This window comes from Candidatus Pantoea soli, assembly GCF_007833795.1.
Taxonomy (GTDB): domain Bacteria; phylum Pseudomonadota; class Gammaproteobacteria; order Enterobacterales; family Enterobacteriaceae; genus Pantoea; species Pantoea soli.
Genome location: NZ_CP032702.1, coordinates 1,401,214 through 1,417,203, shown reverse-complemented (window position 1 = coordinate 1,417,203; position 15,990 = coordinate 1,401,214). Strand labels below are relative to the sequence as shown.

Genomic DNA, 15,990 nt, shown 5'->3' with positions numbered 1-15,990 from the left:
CGCTGCCCTGCCCGCTGCCGTTTCACTGCGGTATAAAAGCGGCGCAGCAGCCGATTGCGCAGCCTCTGTGCGGCACCTGCCGCAGCCTCTTCTATACTCTTTTCTACTCACCACACCTAACGGGACGAGAGCGATGGCAAAAGTACTGGTGCTTTACTACTCAATGTATGGTCATGTGGAAACGATGGCGCAGGCGGTGGCAGAAGGCGCGAAAAGCGTGAGCGGTGCAGAAGTTACTATTTTGCGCGTGCCGGAAAGTATGGACGCCGCCCGCTTTGCGGAGGTCGGCGGTAAGGTTAATCAGGCGGCGGCCGAGGCGAAACCGGACGATCTGCCGCAGTATGATGCCATTATCGTTGGCACCCCAACGCGCTTTGGCAACATGGCCGGACAGATGCGTAACTTCTGGGACCGCACCGGCGGTCTGTGGGCCTCAGGCGCACTCTACGGCAAAATTGCCAGCGTGTTTGCTTCCACCGGAACCGGCGGCGGCCAGGAACAGACCATCACCTCGGTGTGGACCACGCTGGCGCACCACGGCATGGTCATCGTGCCGATTGGCTACGGTACGCAGGAACTCTTCGATATTTCCCAGGTGCGTGGCGGTACGCCTTACGGTGCCACCACGCTCGCAGGCGGCGATGGTTCTCGCCAGCCGTCTGCCGAAGAGCTGGGAATAGCCCGCTATCAGGGGCAATACGTCGCCGGACTGGCGGTAAAACTGAAAGGATAATCACCACAGGAGACAATGATGACTACAGAACAGTCGAAAGCTCACCACGTGGGCGAATGGGCCAGCTTGCGTCACACTTCCCCGGAAATTGCCGAGGCGATCTTTGAAGTCGCTAATTACGATGAACGTCTGGCCGAAGAGATCTGGCGCCAGCAGGGCAGCGATGACGTATTGATTCGGGCGTTTGAGAAGACCGATCAGGACGTGCTGACGTGGGACGATAAGACCGTCGAACGTAAAAATGTCTGATTCACAGGCGGGCTGGTCCCGCCTTTCTTGATCTGATACGACCAGGGAGCTGTTATGTCTGCCTATCAAAGTATGAACCCCGCCAGTAACACCCTGCTGAAAACCTGGCCCGGGCATGACGATGCCTATGTACAGCAGGCGCTGCATACCGCCGACGCGCTGTATCATTCTGCGTGGAGCAAAGGCGATATCCAGCCGCGGCTGCAGGTGCTGCATCGCCTGGCGGATCTGATTGATCAGCGTGTGGATGAGCTGGCCACCATTGCCAGCAAAGAGATGGGTAAGCTGATTGGCCAGAGCCGTGGAGAAGTCAAAATCTGCGCCAGTATCGCACGCTACTACGCGGAACACGCGGCAACCTTTCTTGCCGCGCAGCCTTATCCCAGCGACGCCGGTGACGCCTGGCTGGAGTACCATCCGATTGGCGTGATCGTGGCGGTTGAACCCTGGAACTTCCCTTATTACCAGCTGATGCGCGTGCTGGCTCCGAACCTGGCGCTGGGCAATCCGGTGCTGGCAAAACACGCGAATATCGTACCGCACTGCGCTGACGTCTTTGAAAAACTTGTTCTGGAAGCGGGTGCCCCTGAGGGCGCCTGGACGAATCTGTTTATCTCCAGCGAGCAGGTCGCCGGTTTGATTGCCGATCCCCGCGTGCAGGGCGTCGCGCTGACCGGTTCCGAACGTGCCGGCAGCGCCGTCGCCGAACAGGCCGGTAAACATCTGAAGAAATCCACGCTGGAGCTCGGTGGCAACGATGTGTTTGTGGTGCTGGATGATGCTGATGTAGAGGAAGCCGCACGTCAGGGCGCGCAGGCGCGTCTGAGCAACTGTGGTCAGGTCTGTACCGCTGCAAAGCGCTTCATTCTGCATGAGAAAATCGCCGATCGCTTCATGATAGCCTTTACCGCCGCGCTGCAGGCTGCGAGGCCGGGCGATCCGCTGGATGAAAACACCACGCTGGGTCCCCTCTCCTCGAAAGATGCCCGCGACCGGCTGGTGAAACAGGTAGAGGAAGCCGTGCAGCACGGTGCGCGCGTGACGCTGGGCGGCCGGGTCATTGAGGGCGTGGGCTGCTACTATCAGCCGACAATACTCACCGGTCTGACGCCTGACAATCCGGCTTACTATCAGGAGTTTTTTGGCCCGGTGGCGCAGGTGTATGTGGTGGCGGACGATCGCGCCGCGGTCGCCCTTGCCAATGACTCTCACTACGGCCTTGGTGGTTCGGTGTGGACTAAAGACATCGCGCGCGGCCGGAAGATGGCCTCGCAGATTGAAACCGGCATGGTGTTTATCAACTCACAGAGTGATACCGCACCCGGGTTGCCGTTTGGCGGCGTGAAACGATCCGGCTATGGCCGGGAGCTTTCTGACCTGGGCATTAAAGAGTTCGCCAATCAGAAACTGGTGGTGGTGGCCGGATAAAGCCATAAAAAAAACCCCGCTGCGGCGGGGTTTTTTATCGGTTGTCGCTTAGTTAGCTGCTGCGGCTGGCTGCTGTGCCGGCGCGGCGTCACCTGCCGGTTTGGCTGGCGTCGCATTGGCCTGCGCTTTTTGCGCGGCGGCCGCATCTGCTTTGGCCTTGTCTTCTGCCGCTTTCTGCGCAGCGGCTTTTTCAGCTTTTGCCTTCTCTTCGGCCGCTTTATCCGCTTTGGCTTTCTCCGCTGCGGCTTTATCATCGGCGGCCTTCTGTGCGGCAGCTTTGTCAGCCGCGGCCTTATCGGCGCTGGCTTTATCGGCCGCTGCGTTATCGGTGCTGTCTGCTTTCGCCTTATCCGCGCTGGCCTGGTCGGCCTGCGGTGCCGGATTCGCGGCGGCCGCTGCCGGCTGAGCGGCTGGCTGCAGCGGCGTCCCCTGCAGCGCCGTGTTCAGCGCCGTGGTGAACTGTTCCCAGCTGCAGTAGCCGTTTGCATCGGTATCGCAGCCCGCCAGCTGCAGCGTCACACGCTTCGGCGGATTCTTCAGGCTGAGCACGTCGGCATTGCGCAGCTGATCGGCCGTCTGGTAAACGTATTCCACCTTCAGCAAATCTTTGTTGTTTTTCGCATCGTGCCAGCGTTCGAATACCACCTGGCCGCCAATCGGCGTTTTTTCATCATTGCCCGGCAGCTCGTAGGGCTTCACCTGCAGCGCACTCAGCAAGGAGGCGATGTTGGAATCATGCCCCACCATCAGCGTCACTTTCGGAGCACTGGCTTTGTCCTGATCAACCAGCTGGCTGCGGATATAGTCCACCAGCGGAGCAGCCACATCACGCGCTACCTCTGGCGACGTAAACAGGGCGTCCTGATAACCGTTTTTGATTGCCGCCAGCTCTTTCCACTGCTCCGGGGTTTTGATCTGGCCCCAGGCAACCTGATCGGCCGGGAAACCTTCGTAATATTGCAGCGTGAAGGCATCCACCAGCGAGTTGCCCGTCTTCAGCGGACCGTTAACGCCTGGCTCTTTGCCGTTTTCGGCGGTAAAGGTATTATCACCGCTGCTTAAATCGCACTGTTTTTTGCCGTTGCAGGCCGGAGAAGATTTGTAATCGATAATTTTTTCCAGCCGCTGCAGCGCCGGTTTCAGCGCTAATTTCTCATTCGCTGCGGTCATCGCCGCCAGGGCTTTTTTATTGAAAGCTTCGCTGTCGTCGGTAATCACCGGGTTAAACACCGGATCCATGGTGCCCATGGCATCCTGATGGGTTACCGCGATATCACAACCCGGGAAAGCGCCGGTCACAAAGTACTGGGCCGTGGCGACGGTGCGCTGCAGGCTGTTGGCGTAAACAAAGATGCTGCTGCTGTCCGGGCAGCTGCCGTTTTGCACCAGCCCCTGCTGGGCCAGCCACTGACGGGTGTAATTCCCCATATAGACTTCCAGCACACCGCCTTTGGTGGTCAGCTCGCCGCCGGCTACGTCCCACTGCGGCCAGCTTTTTTTCGTGGATTGCTCCAGCACGCTGCCATTGGTGGCCAGCGGGGCGCGCAGGTTGTGACGGCTCAGCATCAGTACCTGCTGCAGTTGCATATCTCCATCCGCAGCGTAAGCGCTCATCCCCACGGGAAGTGCTGCGATAACTGACAACGCGCAAAGACTCAGTTTCTTGATCATTGTGCCTATTCCATAATTCATCAGTGAAACACTCTGGCATTCAAACGATTAGCCGCCAAAGAGCGAATTACTGCACAGTGTAACTCAGCTTGCCTCGGAAAATCGCCAGATGTTTGCAAAAACCGTGAATGGACTATAGCAGTAAACGCGCGCGTCGTCGGTTCCAGACCGCCGGGGCGTTTTTTTTCGGAAAGGTGGAAAGCAGAAAAGCGAAAAGCCCGCATTGCTGCGGGCTTCTCAGATATGGCGGAGGAACAGAGATTCGAACTCTGGGATGGTTTCCCATCGGCGGTTTTCAAGACCGCTGCCTTAAGCCACTCGGCCATCCCTCCTGAAATTTTTTTGTCACTTCAGTCTGCGAGAGTGAAGTGGCGGAGGAGGAGAGATTCGAACTCTCGGATGGTTTCCCATCGGCGGTTTTCAAGACCGCTGCCTTAAGCCGCTCGGCCACCCCTCCGCAATGAGGCGCACTATAAACATCCCCCCGAACGATGTAAAGCATGGCGTGATGCGTTCGGCTGAAAAACAGCCAAAAAATGTTTTTTCGCCGTCTTAATCGCCATTCTGCTCAGCGAAACAGCAATTTATCGCGTAAAGAAGGGTAAAACGCCTTTTCTGTCCCGGGACCGCTGCGTATTCTCAGCCCATATTTGGTGTTCTCTCGATAAGGAGTACATGATGGACAGAATAATCAGCACCTCACAGCAGCAGTCACTCATCACGACGCATAAAGTTCTGCGCAACACTTACTTTTTACTGGGCCTGACGCTGGCTTTTTCTGCCGTCACGGCCACCCTCAGCACGGTCTTTGCCCTGCCCTCGCCGGGTCTGATTCTGATGCTGGTCGGCTTTTATGGCCTGATGTTCCTGACTTACCGTCTGGCTAACAGTCCGGCCGGCATTCTGGCTGCGTTTGCCTTCACCGGCTTCCTGGGTTACTGCCTTGGTCCGATTTTGAGTTCATTCCTGTCGGCCGGCATGGGGGATGTGATTGCCATGGCGCTGGGCGGCACCGCACTGGTATTTTTCTGCTGCTCTGCTTATGTGCTGACCACGCGCCGCGATATGTCTTTCCTTGGCGGTATGATGATGGCCGGTTTTGTGGTGCTGCTGGTTGCCGTGGTGGCGAACCTGTTCCTGCAGCTGCCGGCGTTGCATCTGGCGATCAGCGCGCTGTTTATCCTGTTCTCCGCCGGCGCGATTTTGTGGGAAACCAGCAACATCATTCACGGCGGTGAGACCAACTATATCCGCGCCACCGTCAGCCTGTATGTCTCGCTGTACAATATCTTTGTCAGCCTGCTCAGCCTGCTGGGCTTCGCCAGCCGCGACTAAGCCGTCCGGTGAATTCTGACCCCGCTCCGGCGGGGTTTTTGCTTTTTAGCCCCGGACGAATTTACACTTGTCACGTTGACGTAATGAGGATGAATTGTGATTTTTGCCGGTAAAGAGATTGCCACTGATGCAGAAGGCTATCTGAAAAACAGTGCGGACTGGAGTGAAGAGCTGGCCGCCGAGATCGCACAGCACGAAGCGATCGAAATGAGTGACGCACACTGGGAAGTGGTGCACTTTGTGCGCGCCTTTTATCAGGAATTTAATACATCGCCGGCGGTGCGCATGCTGGTTAAGGCCATGGCGCAGAAATATGGCGAAGAAAAAGGCAACAGCCGGTATCTGTTCCGCCTGTTTCCGGAAGGCCCGGCCAAACAGGCGACCAAAATTGCCGGACTGCCTAAGCCGGCAAAATGCCTGTGATTAGCCGGTCGTAAAGCCCGCCGGTGGGCTGGCAGGCTGATGGGGTTCAACCAGCACGTTTTCCACTTCGGCGCTGGCGGGGCCTCCTGCCTTCAGCCAATTGATGAAGGCCTGAAGCGGCGCGTCGTCGCCGACAGCCAGCACCTCCACACTGCCATCCTGCAGGTTGTGTGCATAGCCGGTCAGGCCCAGCTCTCTGGCCTTCGCCTGCGTATAATAACGAAACCCCACGCCCTGCACCCGTCCGTTTACCCAGATTTTGTAGCCTGTGCCCGCCATCGCGATCGCCCCTTTGTGCGTTGCATTTTGCTGCCATCCACCGGAGAATGGCGCCTCATTTTTTCAGGTAAGCATAGCAAACATGACTGTTCGATTGATTCTCGCTAAGGGACGTGAAAAATCCCTGCTCCGTCGCCATCCCTGGGTTTTCTCCGGGGCCGTTGCCCGCATGGAAGGAAAAGCCCAGGCGGGTGAAACCATTGATGTCTGCGACAGCAATGGTAAATGGCTGGCTCGCGCCGCGTATTCCCCTCAGTCGCAAATTCGTGCCCGCGTCTGGAGCTGGCAGCAGGACGAATCAATCGATATCGCCTTCTTCGAGCGTGGATTCAGGCAGGCTCAGCAGTGGCGCAGCTGGCTGGCAAAACGCGACGGGTTGGATAGCTATCGCCTGATCGCCGGTGAATCAGACGGCATGCCCGGCGTCACCATCGACCGCTTCGGTAACTTCCTTGTTCTGCAGCTGCTGTCAGCCGGTGCGGAATATCAGCGCCCCGCCATTGTTTCTGCGCTGCAGCACTGCTTCCCGGAATGCGCCATCTACGATCGTTCCGACGTTGCCGTCCGCAAAAAAGAGGGGCTGGAGCTGGCTCAGGGCCCGGTTTGCGGCGAGCTGCCGCCTGCGCTGCTGCCCATTACCGAGCACGGCATGAAACTGCTGGTGGACATTCAGGGCGGCCATAAAACCGGCTACTACCTCGATCAGCGCGACAGCCGCTTTGCTACCCGCCGCTATGCGGAGAACGCCCGCGTGCTGAACTGCTTCTCTTATACCGGCGGATTTGCCGTGTCGGCCCTGCTGGGCGGCTGCCGTGAGGTGATCAGCGTCGACACCTCGCAGGATGCGCTGGATGTGGCAAAGCAGAACGTAGAACTGAATGGCCTGGACCTGAGCCGTGCGCAGTTCCTGCGGGACGACGTCTTCAAATTGCTGCGTCGCTATCGCGACAGCGGAGAGAAATTCGACCTGATCGTGATGGATCCGCCGAAATTTGTGGAGAACAAAAATCAGCTGATGGGAGCCTGCCGCGGTTATAAAGATATCAATATGCTGGCGATGCAGCTGCTGAACCCCGGCGGCATTTTGCTGACCTTTTCCTGTTCCGGGCTGATGGCAACCGATCTGTTCCAGAAAATTATCGCTGATGCCGCCGTGGATGCCGGTCGTGATGTACAATTTATAGAACAGTTCCGTCAGGCGGCCGATCATCCGGTGATCGCCAGCTATCCTGAAGGGCTTTATCTGAAAGGCTTTGCCTGCCGCGTGCTGTGACTTGAAAACACTTTCCCTGCCCCCATATCGGTTGCAGGGCAAAGTTTTGGGAGGTCACTATGATTGCCAGTAAGTTTGGAATTGGACAGCAGGTCCGGCACCGTCTCTCCGGCGTGCTCGGCGTAATCGTGGATGTCGATCCGGAGTATTCGCTGGATGAACCAGAGCTGGATGAAGTGGGCGCAACTGAATCACTGCGTGCCGCCCCCTGGTATCATGTGGTGATGGAAGATGAGGAAGGGGAACAGGTTCACACCTATGTCGCTGAAATTCAGCTGGCAGGTGAAACCTCGTTTGAGCATCCGGAACAACCCTCAATGGATGAACTCGCCGCCTCGATCCGGCAGCAGCTGCAGGCACCGAGCCTGCGCCATTAATGACAACGGCGACCTGAGGTCGCCGTTTTGCTTTATGACGCGCTGCGAGTCAAACCCAGCCGCGGAATATCAATTTTCGGACAGCGATCCATGATCACCGTTAACCCGGCATCCCGCGCCAGTACCGCTGCCTGCTCGTTGATTACGCCCAGCTGCAGCCACAGCGTATCCGCACCAATAGCGATGGCCTCCTGCGCAACGCCCCAGGCCGCTTCTGAGTTCCGAAACACATCTACCATATCCACTTTTCCCGGGATCTCAGCCAGCGTGGCATACGCCGTCTGTCCCAGCAACTGCTGACCCGCCAGTTTCGGACTGACCGGAATCACCTCATAGCCCTGTTCGAGCAAAAATTTCATTACGCCATAGCTGGGCCGTTCAGGACGGTCGCTGGCGCCCACCAGCGCAATACGTTTGGTCCGGGTCAGCACATCGCGGATTGTTTGATCGTTCATGCAGTTCTCCTTATTCGCTCGCCTGAGTGTAGATGGCATTACAACGCCGGATGCAAGCGCAGCGCATGAAAACTTTGCGCGGCAGCACGAATAAATATGTTAAAATGTAAATTTACTGCCATAATGTAAAAATTTGCTACACATCATCCGTTTTCCCCTGTTTCGGGAGTTGAAATGAAGCTGTCTCTGGCTGCTACGGGTTTACTCGTGTTACTCGTATCGGCATCCTGCCATGCCATCACGCTGAAGCTCGATCCGCAGATCGATCTGCTGGTGCTGGATGGGCGTAAAATCTCAGGCTCGCTGCTGAAAGGTGCGGATAGCCTTGAGCTGGAGCGCGGTCAGCATCAGTTCCTGTTTCGCGTGGAGAAACCGTGCGCCGATGCAACGCATTTCCAGTCGGTGCCCATGATTGTCACCTTCACCGCGGATGCCCATTCCGTTGCCATCCGCCTGCCTGCCCTTACCAACCATCGCGAGCGGAACGTGTTTGATAAATCGCTCAACTTCCGGCTGGTCGATGAGCGCGGCAATGAAATAGCCAGTATTCGCGATCGGCTGCCGCCGGAAAGCAGCGGCGATATGGAAAAAGCGATGGTGAAGTATAACCGCACGTCGCAGGCCGCTTCAGTGCCCCGCTTTGCCCTGCAGTCGGCACCGGTAACGGAAGCCAGTCTGGATCTTGATTTTGCATGGCAGGATGCCAGCGATCTGCCGGCGCTGCAGCGCTGGTTTCAGCGTTTTGATGCCGCGACCCGGCAGCGTTTCCTCAGCTGGATGAAAACCTTACGCGCAAGTTGATAGCGGAGAAACAGCGGGGGTAAACTCGGGTACCTACTTTTTGCCCGCGCTGAAACAGGAAACCCCATGGAGCAAACCGTCCGTACTCTGCATACGCAAAAACACATCGCCCTTGTCGCCCACGATCACTGTAAAGCCGCGCTGCTGAAGTGGGTTGGCCTCAATCAGCCGGCGCTGCAGCCGCATGTGCTTTACGCCACCGGCACCACCGGCAATCTGATCAATCGTCATACCGGTCTGGAGGTCAATGCCATGCTGAGCGGCCCGATGGGCGGCGATCAACAGGTTGGCGCGCTGATCGCCGAAGGGAAAATTGATGTGCTGGTGTTTTTCTGGGACCCGCTGAACGCCGTTCCGCACGACCCGGATGTCAAAGCGCTGCTGCGTCTGGCGACCGTGTGGAACATTCCGGTCGCGACCAACCGCAGCACCGCTGATTTTATCATCCGCTCTCCGCTGTTTGCCGGTGAGACAGACATTCAGATTCCTGACTATCAGCAGTACCTCACGCAACGGCTGGCGCGCTAGCCCTCAGGCCTTCCGGTTTTGCGGCACGCCCAGTTCGCGGAAATGTTCCACAAACACGGAAGGCTGCGCTTTATCGAACAGCAGCCAGACCTGCTGACGCGCGCGGGTCAGCGCCACGTATGCCAGCCGCCGCTCCTCGGCATGTTCGAATGCTTCCGGCTGCGGCAGCAGCCCCTCTTCCATGATCGATTCGCGCGCCTGCGCCGGAAAACCATCCCGCCCGTCGTGTAGCCCCAGCACAATCACGTACTCCGCCTGCTGACCTTTGCTGGCATGGATGGTCATAAATGCCAGCTGCAGTTTTGGCCAGCGGGTCGCGGCTTTATCAAGGATCGCCGGGCGCAGATGGTGATAACGCGCCAGCAGCAGGATACGTTCATCAGGCTTTGCGTAACCACTCAGCTTATCCAGTAACGGCTCCAGCTGATCCTGGGGCAGCAGCGTGACAGACTTTTTATTGCCTTTGCTCAGGCTGTTAAGCGGCTTGCGCAGCTGATGCGGATTCTGCTGCACAAACCGGTTAGCGATATCGCCGATGCGATCGTTGAAGCGGTAGGTGGTATCCAGCACGCAGCGATCGCCTTCGCCAAAGTAGTGATGAAACGCCGTGGTCAGGCTCATTTCCGCACCGCTGAAGCGGTAGATGGCCTGCCAGTCATCCCCTACCGCGAACAGGCTGGTGCGCTTATTCTGCGCACGCAGCGCAGTCAGCAGTGCAGCACGCTGCGGCGAGATGTCCTGAAACTCATCCACCAGAATGTGTTTCCACGGGCTGATGAAACGGCCTTTCTCCAGGATAGCAATCGCCTGATGAATCAGACCGGCGAAATCGACCGCGCCCTCTTCTTTCAGCGCGCTTTTCCACGCTTTAAGCAGCGGTGCCATCAGCCTGATGCGTTTGCTAAAGCGGTCACGCAGCGCCTCGGGCACGTCATCGATCATGGCGGCCTGTGCCCCACCGTGCATACGCATCAGCCCCAGCCAGCGTTCAAGGCGTGACGCCAGGCGCTGAGCCAGTTTATCGTCCTGCCAGAACGCGCCTTCCGGCACGTCCCACATCAGCTCTTCCTGTAACCACTGTCGCCAGCCGCTGGCCTGAGTCTTTTTGCTGTTGCACTGTTCACGCCACGTATCAATCAGCAACCGGTGACGCGCCTTGCTGTCGCTTTCCAGTTTGGTGATCGCCGGCTGTTTGTTACTGCCTTCCCGGATGATATGCAGCGCCAGCGCGTGAAATGTGCGCGCCTGAATGGCGCTTTCGCCCAGCCGTGCCTGAATACGCGCATTCATCTCTTCAGCTGCCTGGCGGCCAAACGCCAGCAGCAGAATCTGATCCGGCTGCGCCAGCCTGCGCTGCAGCAGCCAGCCCGCGCGCGCCACCAGCACCGACGTTTTTCCGCTGCCGGCACCGGCCAGCACCAGCAGCGCATCCTCACCATTGACCACCGCTTCGCACTGCGACGGGTTGAGCGGCGTGGTTTCTACGGTGGAGAAGAAGGGCTGATTCGCCTGAATGACGCGCGCGGTCCACGCACGATTGCGCTGGCGAATCGCCGCTTCGCCCTGCTCCAGCCACTGCTGGCAAAAGCGCCACTGCGCCCGACAGTTATCAAAGGCTTCAAGACGCATCAGCGGCAGGGGCAGCGCAGCAAACTGCTGCTGAATAGTTGACTGCAGCGTGGCCAGCTCGCTGCGCTTCAGCCAGCGATCCTGATCGGTAAAAGCCACGATCTGCTGCTGCAGCTCCGTCAGTACCCGGGCACTGACGTCGCTCATCTCCTCACTCCAGGCCTGCCACGCCTGCTGCAGATAGTGAAAAAAACGCTGCGTTTCCTGCCATTCCGTGCCGTGCAGCCGCACCACTTGTTCTTCCGGCAGTAAAAACTCCAGCTCGCCCCACACCAGCCCGCGCTTGCAGGTGATACCAAGCAGCTGGTTAAACGGAATAAGGTATTCATGGCGCTCGCCACTGACTTCCACGCCGGCCGCTAAAAGGCGCACCCGGTTATAAGGGTGTTGCGCCAGCCGTTTGCCCATGGATGTTGCTTTCAGTTCCATCTTCGCACCGTCATGTGGAATTCACTTATCGCGCAGTTTACCTGTCAGACCCTTAGCGCTCCAGCCTTAAAACAGGCTAAACTTGGCGTCACATATTACGGATTGCAAAAGGAAAAATGCGTGATGCGCACCGTACTGAACATTCTTAACTTCGTGCTGGGTGGATTTTTTACTACCCTTTGCTGGCTGTTTGCCACGGCGATCAGCATCGTGCTGATTTTTACGCTGCCGCTAACGCGATCCTGCTGGGAAATTACTAAACTTTCACTGCTGCCGTTTGGTAATGAAGCAGTACATGTGGACGTGCTGCGTCCCGAAAGTAAAAATGCCGTGATGAATGCCGGGGGCACCTTCCTTAACGTCTTCTGGCTGATTTTCTTCGGCTGGTGGCTGTGCATGGCCCATATCTCCACCGGTATTGTGCAATGCCTGAGCATCATTGGCATTCCCACCGGGCTGGCGCATTTTAAGATCGCCGCGATCGCGCTGTGGCCGGTTGGTCGCCGCGTGGTCTCTGTGGAAGAGGCGCAGGCCGCGCGTGAAGCCAACGCCCGTCGCCGCTACTGAGGTCACCCATGAGGCATGAGGCTTTGTCCGGCTGGCGCCGCTATCTGTTTAACAGCAGTCTGCGCTACCTGTTACGCATCTTCTTTGCGCTGGCAGGTTGCGCTGCCGTGCCCTGGTGGCTGCAGCAGATTGAGTGGACCATTCCGCTGACGCTGGGGGTGGTCGCCGCCGCGCTGGCCGACCTGGACGACCGCTGGACCGGGCGCGTGCGCAATTTGCTTATTACCCTGGTCTGCTTCTGCATCGCCTCTGTGTCCGTCGAACTGCTGTTTCCGCATCCGTGGGCGTTTGCGCTCGGGCTGGCGCTGTCGACGTGGGGCTTTATCCTGCTGGGTGCGCTGGGCCAGCGCTACGCCACCATTGCCTTTGGCGCACTGTTGATCGCCGTGTATACCATGCTGGGCATCGGCCTGTTTCCGCAGTGGTGGATGCAGCCGGTGTTACTGCTGGTGGGCGCGCTCTGGTATAACCTGCTGACCTTTATCGGGCATCTGATGTTTCCGGTGCGTCCGGTACAGGAACAGCTGGCCGCCAGTTTCTCCCAGCTGGCGCGCTATCTGGAGGCCAAAGCCAGCCTGTTCGACCCGGATGGCGAAGAGCAGGATGATGCGGCGCTGATCGGTACCGCAATGGCCAACAGCCAGCTGGTGGCGCAGCTTAACCTGACCAAAAGCACTATTCAGAGCCGGCTGCGCGGCGATCGCGGCTCCCGCAGCACGCGGCGCAGCCTGCACTACTATTTCGTGGCGCAGGATATTCATGAACGCGCCAGCTCTTCACACCTGCAATACCATTTGCTGCGTAACGACTGGCGTTACAACGAAGTCCTGTTTCGCTTTCAGCGCCTGCTGAATATGCAGGCCCAGGCATGCCGGCAGCTGGCAGAAAATCTGCTGCTGCGCCAGCGCTGGCATCATGACAGCCGCTTTGAGCGCAGCTTTACCCGGCTGGAAAGTACGCTGCAGCGCCTGCAGCAGCACGATCCTGATGCCGCTCATCTGCGTCCGCTGTTCTGGCTACTGCGCAACCTGCGCGCTATTGATGCACAGCTGGCGTCTATTGAATCCGAGCAAATGCTGGCCGATCCGCTGACCTCTGGCGATATCCATCTTTCGCGTGAAGGACTGAGCGGCTGGGCTGACGTGCGCCTGCGGCTCAGCCGCCATCTGAGCCCGACTTCAGCACTGTTTCGTCATGCCGTGCGCATGTCGCTGGTGCTGTGTACCGGCTATGCCTTTATCCAGCTGACCGGCCTGCATCGCGGCTACTGGATTTTGCTGACCAGCCTGTTTGTCTGTCAGCCTAACTATCACGCCACGCGACGCCGGCTGGCGCTGCGTATTGGCGGTACGCTGGCGGGTATCGCTATTGGCCTGCCGGTGCTGTGGCTGGTGCCTTCCACAGAAGGACAGTTAATCCTGATTGTGCTGAGCGGCGTACTGTTTTTTGCCTTCCGGCAGATTCAGTATGCGCAGGCGACGCTGTTTATCACCCTGCTGGTACTCCTCTGTTTTAACCTGCTGGGCGAAGGCTTTGATGTTGCCCTGCCGCGCGTGGTGGATACGCTGCTGGGTTGCGGACTCGCCTGGCTGGCGGTGGCCTTTGTCTGGCCGGACTGGCGCTTCCGTCAGCTGACGCAGGTTGCTGACCGCACGCTGAATGCAAACTGCCGCTATCTGGATGCCATCATGGAGCAGTATCATCAGGGCAAAGATAATCGCCTCGCCTATCGCGTAGCCCGTCGTGACGCCCATAACGCTGACGCGGAGCTGGCCTCAGTGGTATCAAACATGAGCAGTGAGAACAGATTGCAGCCCTCGCTGCGCGAAAATGCCTTTCGCCTGCTGTGCCTGAACCATTCGTTCCTTAGTTATGTCTCTGCTCTGGGTGCACACCGCGATCGGCTGCCGGAAGGAGAACTGCTGCGCCTGCTGGACGATGCCGTCTGCTTTGTCGAGGATGTCCTGCAGATAGAGCGTGTCAGTGAAGCGCAGGCCGATGCCATGCAGCAGCAGCTGGTACAGCGCCTGAGCGAGCTGAAAAGCAGCACGGAAGCGCAGGCGCCGCTGATTATCCAGCAGCTGGGCTTGCTGATTGCCCTGTTACCGGAGATTGCGCGCCTGCGCCGTACCCTTGCGCGCGGCTAGCGCCGCAGTCGCTCCGCCGCCGCGTGCTGGCGGAGCGTTTCCCGATACCAGGCGCTGAGTTCTTCCCTGACCGCCACCGGCAGCGCGGCTTCATGGTGCCCCAGGATGGCGCCTTCCAGCGCCAGCAGCGTTTTCAGGCCGATATCTTTATTGACTGTGCGCAGCCTGAGCCAGCTTTGGCGCGAGCCGGTTTCACACAGCAACCGTACTGATGAAATCCCCACTTTATGCAGCATCAGCTCCATGCGCAGGCTGAGATTGGGCAGATCTTTCAGCCGTATCAGGACATGTCTGGTAGCCGCTTCGTCCTGTGCGGCACGCAGCGAACTGGCGGATAGCCTGAGCAGCTGATCCGGGTCCTGCCACAGCTGTGAATCCACCTTGTAGTAGCTTAGCGTGACAGGCAAGCCGCGCTTGCGGTAGATGAGAGGTTCCATCGGCCGTTGCGCGGCATAATGCTGCAGCGCTTCGCTGGCGCGCAGATAGAGTGCGTCCTCGTTGATATAGGCAAACACCACCTTCTCAACCGCCAGCGCATAGCCGCCAAACTGGGTACGGGATTCAATTTTGCCCAGCGCTGCCAGCTGGGCTTTTGACTGCTCGACTACCGGATTACTTCTCTTCATAACGCCCCCTTGTTCTGATTCCTTCCGCGGGAAATTTCCTATAAAAGCTCAGGTATTCATCTGGTTAGAAGATAGAAAAAAGGATTTAGCTGTTCAATGAATAAAAACAGGCGCGCCGGATCTTGTGCCGATTTTGCGAGGCGTTTTCAGAAATTGAGGTTGATCTTTATCCAGGAAGCCAGTACTGTACATCCATACAGTTCATTACTGAGTGATTAAATTATGCGTACTCATTTCTCTGGCTCTGCTGACCGTTCTCACCGTTTCGCTGCATCGGGCTTAACACCGTCTTCGCTGGGTGGAATCACAGAATTACGCTACAGCGAACAACCGGGTATGATGCAGCTGTTGCTGTTACCGGTGCTGAAGCAGCTGAGCACGCAGTCACGCTGGCAGCTGTGGCTGACCCCGGCGCATAAACTGAACCGGAGCTGGATGCAGCAGTCAGGGTTGCCGCTGGAAAAGAGTATGCATATCACGGAATCGGAGCGTTTCAGCACCGTAGAAAGTATGGTGAAAGCGTTGCGCACCGGAAACTATAGCGTGGTGCTGGCATGGATCCCTTACGAACTGAACGATACTGAGCGTCAGGAACTGGAACTGGCTGCTGCAGAAGGCGAAGCGCTGGGATTGATCATGCGTCCCCAGGAATCTGTTCGCGCGTTGTCGAGACAACCCGATGCGACAAAAATTCCATCTGATTTGTTTCATTAAGTAAAACCAGGAATTTTCTCACGCGTTTTTTCACGGAAGTTGCTGCTAAGCCACTGATTCTTTTCCCGCCAGCTTTGACAAGGGGTTAGCCGCTTTTTCCGATTCAGGCAGCGAAGATTTTGCCACGCCATTTGTTAAAATGTGTGTATAAATCCCTGTTTTTTTATCCTGCGACCTCACATCATACTTGTAAGTTTCCAATCTCGTTGTAGACTTTACCTCGCCAGGGTGCTCAATAACCTCCGTTTTTTCGGTAGAGTCATAAGCGAGCGTTCAGACCCGGCGAAGGATTACAACCAAGAGCAACGATTTTTGCTCATTGCCTA

Annotated in this window: 17 protein-coding genes and 2 tRNA genes; 12 read left to right on the top strand and 7 right to left on the bottom strand. The window is 57.6% G+C overall.

Features of this window, described 5'->3' with window-relative positions; translation table 11 throughout:
- Nucleotides 1-133: 133 nt before the first annotated feature.
- Genes wrbA through D8B20_RS06520 form a run of 3 tightly spaced genes read left to right on the top strand, consistent with a single transcriptional unit; the run spans nt 134 to nt 2,410 of the window.
- Complete coding sequence (gene wrbA / locus D8B20_RS06530) at nt 134-733, top strand: NAD(P)H:quinone oxidoreductase (protein ID WP_145888113.1); 600 nt, start codon at nt 134-136, stop codon at nt 731-733.
- Nucleotides 734-751: 18 nt separating this feature from the next.
- The gene (locus D8B20_RS06525) at nt 752-982 is read left to right on the top strand and encodes a YccJ family protein (RefSeq protein ID WP_145890446.1); all 231 of its coding nucleotides are present in this window, start codon (nt 752-754) and stop codon (nt 980-982) included.
- A gap of 54 nt (nt 983-1,036) precedes the next feature.
- Nucleotides 1,037-2,410 carry an NAD-dependent succinate-semialdehyde dehydrogenase gene (locus tag D8B20_RS06520; RefSeq protein ID WP_145888112.1) on the top strand — a complete coding sequence of 458 codons (1,374 nt, stop codon included), beginning with the start codon at nt 1,037-1,039 and terminating at the stop codon, nt 2,408-2,410.
- 48 nt (nt 2,411-2,458) lie between these two features.
- Here D8B20_RS06520 and agp read toward each other — a convergent pair whose 3' ends face one another.
- The 3 genes from agp to D8B20_RS06505 form a co-directional block, all read right to left on the bottom strand.
- The gene (gene agp / locus D8B20_RS06515; protein WP_186454407.1) at nt 2,459-4,081 is read right to left on the bottom strand and encodes a bifunctional glucose-1-phosphatase/inositol phosphatase; all 1,623 of its coding nucleotides are present in this window, start codon (nt 4,079-4,081) and stop codon (nt 2,459-2,461) included.
- A gap of 244 nt (nt 4,082-4,325) precedes the next feature.
- Nucleotides 4,326-4,413, bottom strand: a tRNA-Ser gene (locus tag D8B20_RS06510).
- A 37-nt stretch (nt 4,414-4,450) separates the two neighbouring features.
- Nucleotides 4,451-4,538: transfer RNA gene (locus tag D8B20_RS06505), tRNA-Ser, on the bottom strand.
- Nucleotides 4,539-4,759: 221 nt separating this feature from the next.
- Here D8B20_RS06505 and yccA point away from each other — a divergent pair.
- Complete coding sequence (yccA, locus tag D8B20_RS06500) at nt 4,760-5,416, top strand: FtsH protease modulator YccA (protein WP_145890444.1); 657 nt, start codon at nt 4,760-4,762, stop codon at nt 5,414-5,416.
- A 96-nt stretch (nt 5,417-5,512) separates the two neighbouring features.
- The gene (gene tusE / locus D8B20_RS06495) at nt 5,513-5,839 is read left to right on the top strand and encodes a sulfurtransferase TusE (protein WP_145888110.1); all 327 of its coding nucleotides are present in this window, start codon (nt 5,513-5,515) and stop codon (nt 5,837-5,839) included.
- Here tusE and yccX read toward each other — a convergent pair whose 3' ends face one another.
- Complete coding sequence (gene yccX / locus D8B20_RS06490) at nt 5,840-6,118, bottom strand: acylphosphatase (RefSeq protein WP_145888109.1); 279 nt, start codon at nt 6,116-6,118, stop codon at nt 5,840-5,842.
- Nucleotides 6,119-6,200: 82 nt separating this feature from the next.
- Here yccX and rlmI point away from each other — a divergent pair, with 82 nt between their 5' ends.
- Entirely contained in the window at nt 6,201-7,391 is a 1,191-nt protein-coding gene (gene rlmI / locus D8B20_RS06485; RefSeq protein ID WP_145888108.1) for a 23S rRNA (cytosine(1962)-C(5))-methyltransferase RlmI, read from the top strand.
- Nucleotides 7,392-7,450: 59 nt separating this feature from the next.
- On the top strand, nt 7,451-7,768 hold the full coding sequence (gene hspQ, locus D8B20_RS06480) for a heat shock protein HspQ (protein ID WP_145888107.1): 318 nt from the start codon (nt 7,451-7,453) through the stop codon (nt 7,766-7,768).
- Nucleotides 7,769-7,800: 32 nt separating this feature from the next.
- On the opposite strand, the gene D8B20_RS06475 is transcribed toward hspQ, so the two are convergent.
- Entirely contained in the window at nt 7,801-8,223 is a 423-nt protein-coding gene (locus D8B20_RS06475) for a CoA-binding protein (protein ID WP_145888106.1), read from the bottom strand.
- 174 nt (nt 8,224-8,397) lie between these two features.
- Here D8B20_RS06475 and D8B20_RS06470 point away from each other — a divergent pair, with 174 nt between their 5' ends.
- Both D8B20_RS06470 and D8B20_RS06465 read left to right on the top strand, forming a co-directional pair.
- Complete coding sequence (locus D8B20_RS06470) at nt 8,398-9,024, top strand: YccT family protein (RefSeq protein WP_145888105.1); 627 nt, start codon at nt 8,398-8,400, stop codon at nt 9,022-9,024.
- 66 nt (nt 9,025-9,090) lie between these two features.
- Nucleotides 9,091-9,552, top strand: a complete 462-nt coding sequence (locus D8B20_RS06465; RefSeq protein ID WP_145888104.1) for a methylglyoxal synthase — start codon at nt 9,091-9,093, stop codon at nt 9,550-9,552.
- 3 nt (nt 9,553-9,555) lie between these two features.
- Here the strand turns inward: D8B20_RS06465 and helD are convergent, their stop codons facing one another.
- Nucleotides 9,556-11,610: a DNA helicase IV gene (gene helD / locus D8B20_RS06460; RefSeq protein ID WP_145888103.1), complete on the bottom strand. Its 2,055-nt coding sequence runs from the start codon at nt 11,608-11,610 to the stop codon at nt 9,556-9,558.
- A gap of 123 nt (nt 11,611-11,733) precedes the next feature.
- Between helD and D8B20_RS06455 the strand changes: the two genes are divergently transcribed.
- On the top strand, nt 11,734-12,177 hold the full coding sequence (locus D8B20_RS06455) for a YccF domain-containing protein (RefSeq protein WP_145890442.1): 444 nt from the start codon (nt 11,734-11,736) through the stop codon (nt 12,175-12,177).
- 8 nt (nt 12,178-12,185) lie between these two features.
- Nucleotides 12,186-14,324 (top strand): YccS family putative transporter, encoded by a 2,139-nt coding sequence (gene yccS, locus D8B20_RS06450; RefSeq protein ID WP_145888102.1) that lies wholly within the window; start codon nt 12,186-12,188, stop codon nt 14,322-14,324.
- Here yccS and D8B20_RS06445 read toward each other — a convergent pair.
- Nucleotides 14,321-14,950, bottom strand: a complete 630-nt coding sequence (locus tag D8B20_RS06445) for a TfoX/Sxy family DNA transformation protein (RefSeq protein WP_145888101.1) — start codon at nt 14,948-14,950, stop codon at nt 14,321-14,323. The genes yccS and D8B20_RS06445 overlap by 4 nt on opposite strands.
- Before the next feature lie 222 nt (nt 14,951-15,172).
- On the opposite strand from D8B20_RS06445, the gene sulA reads away from it, so the two are divergent.
- On the top strand, nt 15,173-15,664 hold the full coding sequence (gene sulA / locus D8B20_RS06440; RefSeq protein WP_145888100.1) for an SOS-induced cell division inhibitor SulA: 492 nt from the start codon (nt 15,173-15,175) through the stop codon (nt 15,662-15,664).
- The last annotated feature ends 326 nt before the right edge of the window (nt 15,665-15,990 follow it).

Excerpts from the sequence above, each read along its gene's own strand:
- wrbA (WP_145888113.1), top strand. The coding sequence starts at position 134 with ATGGCAAAAGTACTGGTGCTTTACTACTCAATGTATGGTCATGTGGAA.
- D8B20_RS06525 (WP_145890446.1), top strand. The coding sequence starts at position 752 with ATGACTACAGAACAGTCGAAAGCTCACCACGTGGGCGAATGGGCCAGC.
- D8B20_RS06520 (WP_145888112.1), top strand. The coding sequence starts at position 1,037 with ATGTCTGCCTATCAAAGTATGAACCCCGCCAGTAACACCCTGCTGAAA.
- agp (WP_186454407.1), bottom strand. The coding sequence starts at position 4,081 with ATGATCAAGAAACTGAGTCTTTGCGCGTTGTCAGTTATCGCAGCACTT.
- yccA (WP_145890444.1), top strand. The coding sequence starts at position 4,760 with ATGGACAGAATAATCAGCACCTCACAGCAGCAGTCACTCATCACGACG.
- yccX (WP_145888109.1), bottom strand. The coding sequence starts at position 6,118 with ATGGCGGGCACAGGCTACAAAATCTGGGTAAACGGACGGGTGCAGGGC.
- rlmI (WP_145888108.1), top strand. The coding sequence starts at position 6,201 with ATGACTGTTCGATTGATTCTCGCTAAGGGACGTGAAAAATCCCTGCTC.
- hspQ (WP_145888107.1), top strand. The coding sequence starts at position 7,451 with ATGATTGCCAGTAAGTTTGGAATTGGACAGCAGGTCCGGCACCGTCTC.
- D8B20_RS06475 (WP_145888106.1), bottom strand. The coding sequence starts at position 8,223 with ATGAACGATCAAACAATCCGCGATGTGCTGACCCGGACCAAACGTATT.
- D8B20_RS06470 (WP_145888105.1), top strand. The coding sequence starts at position 8,398 with ATGAAGCTGTCTCTGGCTGCTACGGGTTTACTCGTGTTACTCGTATCG.
- D8B20_RS06465 (WP_145888104.1), top strand. The coding sequence starts at position 9,091 with ATGGAGCAAACCGTCCGTACTCTGCATACGCAAAAACACATCGCCCTT.
- helD (WP_145888103.1), bottom strand. The coding sequence starts at position 11,610 with ATGGAACTGAAAGCAACATCCATGGGCAAACGGCTGGCGCAACACCCT.
- D8B20_RS06455 (WP_145890442.1), top strand. The coding sequence starts at position 11,734 with ATGCGCACCGTACTGAACATTCTTAACTTCGTGCTGGGTGGATTTTTT.
- yccS (WP_145888102.1), top strand. The coding sequence starts at position 12,186 with ATGAGGCATGAGGCTTTGTCCGGCTGGCGCCGCTATCTGTTTAACAGC.
- D8B20_RS06445 (WP_145888101.1), bottom strand. The coding sequence starts at position 14,950 with ATGAAGAGAAGTAATCCGGTAGTCGAGCAGTCAAAAGCCCAGCTGGCA.
- sulA (WP_145888100.1), top strand. The coding sequence starts at position 15,173 with ATGCGTACTCATTTCTCTGGCTCTGCTGACCGTTCTCACCGTTTCGCT.